Origin of the sequence: Flavobacterium solisilvae (assembly GCF_012911605.1) — a bacterium.
In the GTDB taxonomy this organism is placed as follows: domain Bacteria; phylum Bacteroidota; class Bacteroidia; order Flavobacteriales; family Flavobacteriaceae; genus Flavobacterium; species Flavobacterium solisilvae.
In genome coordinates, this window is the sequence record NZ_JAAMPT010000177.1 from 1 (window position 1) to 2,997 (window position 2,997).

Here is a 2,997-nt window from a genome sequence, read left to right on the forward strand (position 1 = left end):
TATTATTCTAGTAACAAATCAAACTACTTCAAAATATACCTTGGCTTAAAACCAATTTATAAGCTTTTAACTAGGTGAATTTGTATTGAAAATGAAGTTTTTTCACAACCTGACGTTTTGGCGCTTGGCGCAGTGGCGGATTTCGGAGCACAAAACTGTCAATACACCACAAAAGTTGATGCGAGGTAGAATGTTCAATTAACCACTTAACCCGCCATTGAGCCAAACGCCTGTTACAGGCTGGCGCTTTCGTTAACTGTGTAATTTTAGCTATTTATTTTCAACCTTTTAACCCATTTATACACTTCGACCCACAACACCGACACGGCAGCAATTAAAATTGAGATTAAGAATTGTTGGAAATTTATACTACTCAATTGAAAGAAAGAAGCGAATGGCGGAATATAGAGTATTGCAATAAGTAAAAACAAAGATGCTCCAAGGATTAATGGGAACAATGTATTTTTATTTTTAAAACTATCAAATACACTGTAAATGAATGAGCGATTAACCATACTCAAAAACACATTTGCAAATACTAAAGTTGTGAAAACTATTGAACGTGTAGTTGCTTCGTTACTTCCGTTTTGTACAGCATACTGATAGGCTGTTAGTACGCCTGCGGTAATGACCAATCCCTGAATAATACTCATGCTTAATTCTTTCCAGCTCAAGAATGTCTCGGTCATTTTACGAGGTTTCTCTAGCATTGTATTTTTTTCCATCGGCTCATTTTCATAGACAATAGAACAGGTTGGCCCCATGATTAGCTCCAAGAAAATAACATGTACCGGTGTGAAAATATGCGGATATATCCAACCCAAAAACAAGGGTAAAGAAACCGTTAGAATAATTGGGATATGAATGGATATAATATACTGAATGGCTTTTTTGAGATTGGCATAAATTCTTCTTCCAGCCGCTATTCCAGTGACCAATTTGTCTAAATCATCATTTGCAATAACTACTGCTGCCGCTGCTTTTGCGATTTCTGTTCCTTTATTTCCCATCGCTACACCAATATGAGCTGCTTTTAAAGCAGGTGCATCATTTACACCATCCCCCAGCATTGCAACAACTTCCTCGTTCTTTTTAAGAGCGTTTACCATTGCCAATTTTGCCTCAGGAAACATTCTGGTAAAAAGTGTGGTGTTTTTAGATAGTTCCATCAATTCTGTTTCTGTGTGATGAACGATTTCCGTTCCGTTTACCGCTGGTGTTTCGTTCATAATTCCTGCCTGATGAGCAATAGCCTTTGTCGTATCTGCATTGTCTCCCGTAATTACTTTTACCTTGATGCCTGCAGCATATATCTTTTTAAATACCTCTTGAATGTTTTCTTTCGGTGGATCGTAAAAAACGATAAATCCTAAAAAGTCAAATGAAAAATCTTGTTGTTTTTCAGGAAAGTGATTGCCTTCAAAATTACATTTAGCCACGCCCAGTACTCGGTACCCTTGCGCTCCGAAATTGATGATATGTTGTCGTAAATTGTCCTTCTCGCTTTCCGTAAGATTAGAAACGGCAAGAATGGCTTCGGGCGCACCTTTGGCTGCAATAATTCTTTCACCTAAACTATTTTCAAAAAGATGCGTCATCATTGGAGGTTTCCCTTCTAATGGATATTCGTGTATCATTTGAAAATTCTTCCGCTCATCATTGGATTGTGTTTGCTCATAAATTTGATGCAGTGTTTTTTCCATGGGATCAAACGGAATGGGTTCACTACTCCACATAGCGAAACGAATAAGCTCTGAAAGCTCAGGTGTATTGAATTGCGTATCCTCAAAAACCTTGTTTGATTTGTAATCAAATAAAAGTTTCAGTCGCATGGAGTTTTCAGTAATAGTTCCCGTTTTGTCCGTACAGATCACTGTAGTACTGCCCAATGTTTCGACCACACTACTACGTTTAATTATCACACCTTCACTCATTAATTTCCAGGCACCTAAAGCCATAAAAGTAGTAAAGGCTACAGGGATTTCTTCTGGAAGCACAGACATGGCCAAGGTTAATCCAGCGAGTAAACTTTGTATGATATCTCCTGATTTCCAGTAACTAAATCCCCAAACCATCAGAAACACGATAACACCAATAATCGCCATTCCCTTTACAAATTTGGTAATCTGAATTTGCAGTGGCGAATGAACTTCTTTGATATCTTGAATGGATTGACTGATTTTCCCTAGTTTGGTTTCTGCTCCAATTTTCTCTACATTAAAGATGGCCAAACCAGATACTACCAGCGTTCCGCTATATATTTTTCTATCTTCGGTTTCTTGACTTTTAAATACTGAAAAACTTTCACCTGTTAGTGAGGCTTCATTAACTGAAAAATCATTGCTGTGCACAATTTCGCCATCAGCACTAATCATTTTTCCTTCTTCGACAATGCACAAATCGCCAACGGCAATTTCGTTTGTGGGAATTTGCATCACGATTGAATCTCTGATAACAGTACTTAACGGTTCGTTCAATTTTTTCAACGCTTCCAGTGCTTTTTTACTGCGATTGTCTTGATAGAATGAAATGCCAGAAACGACAATAATAGCGCCCAACATAAAAATAGCTTCGGAATAATTGCCAACTATTATATAAATAACTGTTACCGCAATAAGCAAAAGCAGCATTGGTTCTTTCAAAATATCGAGCAACATCCTATACCACGCATTTTTTTTAATAGCGTCTATTTGATTGAAACCAAATTTTTTTCGAGAGGTTTTTAATTCCTCAGTTGTGAGACCTTTAAGGTGTTTGGGGACATTATACTGCATCAGTCTAATTTTTTAAAAACATAAAACCGTTAGATTTATTTAAATTACTGTGAAAAGCGTTTTTGTGATTTTAGTGCATTTTTCCACGCTTGCCTGTAACGGCAGACTGTGAAAAAACCTCCACAATCCTAGTACCAAATATAGTAAAATAGTTGTAAGAAAAAGATAAATTCATTATTTTTAGTGATGCAACATATACAAGGAATAGCTCGCAACCAGCTAC

The 2,997-nt window shown here is 36.9% G+C and carries 1 protein-coding gene; it reads right to left on the reverse strand.

Annotated elements, in window-relative coordinates; genetic code table 11:
• Positions 1–266: 266 nt before the first annotated feature.
• Positions 267–2,774 carry a cation-translocating P-type ATPase gene (locus tag G6042_RS00905; protein ID WP_169522388.1) on the reverse strand — a complete coding sequence of 836 codons (2,508 nt, stop codon included), beginning with the start codon at positions 2,772–2,774 and terminating at the stop codon, positions 267–269.
• Positions 2,775–2,997: the final 223 nt, after the last annotated feature.

Coding starts and splice junctions, on each gene's coding strand:
- G6042_RS00905 (WP_169522388.1), bottom strand. CDS start 2,774: ATGCAGTATAATGTCCCCAAACACCTTAAAGGTCTCACAACTGAGGAA.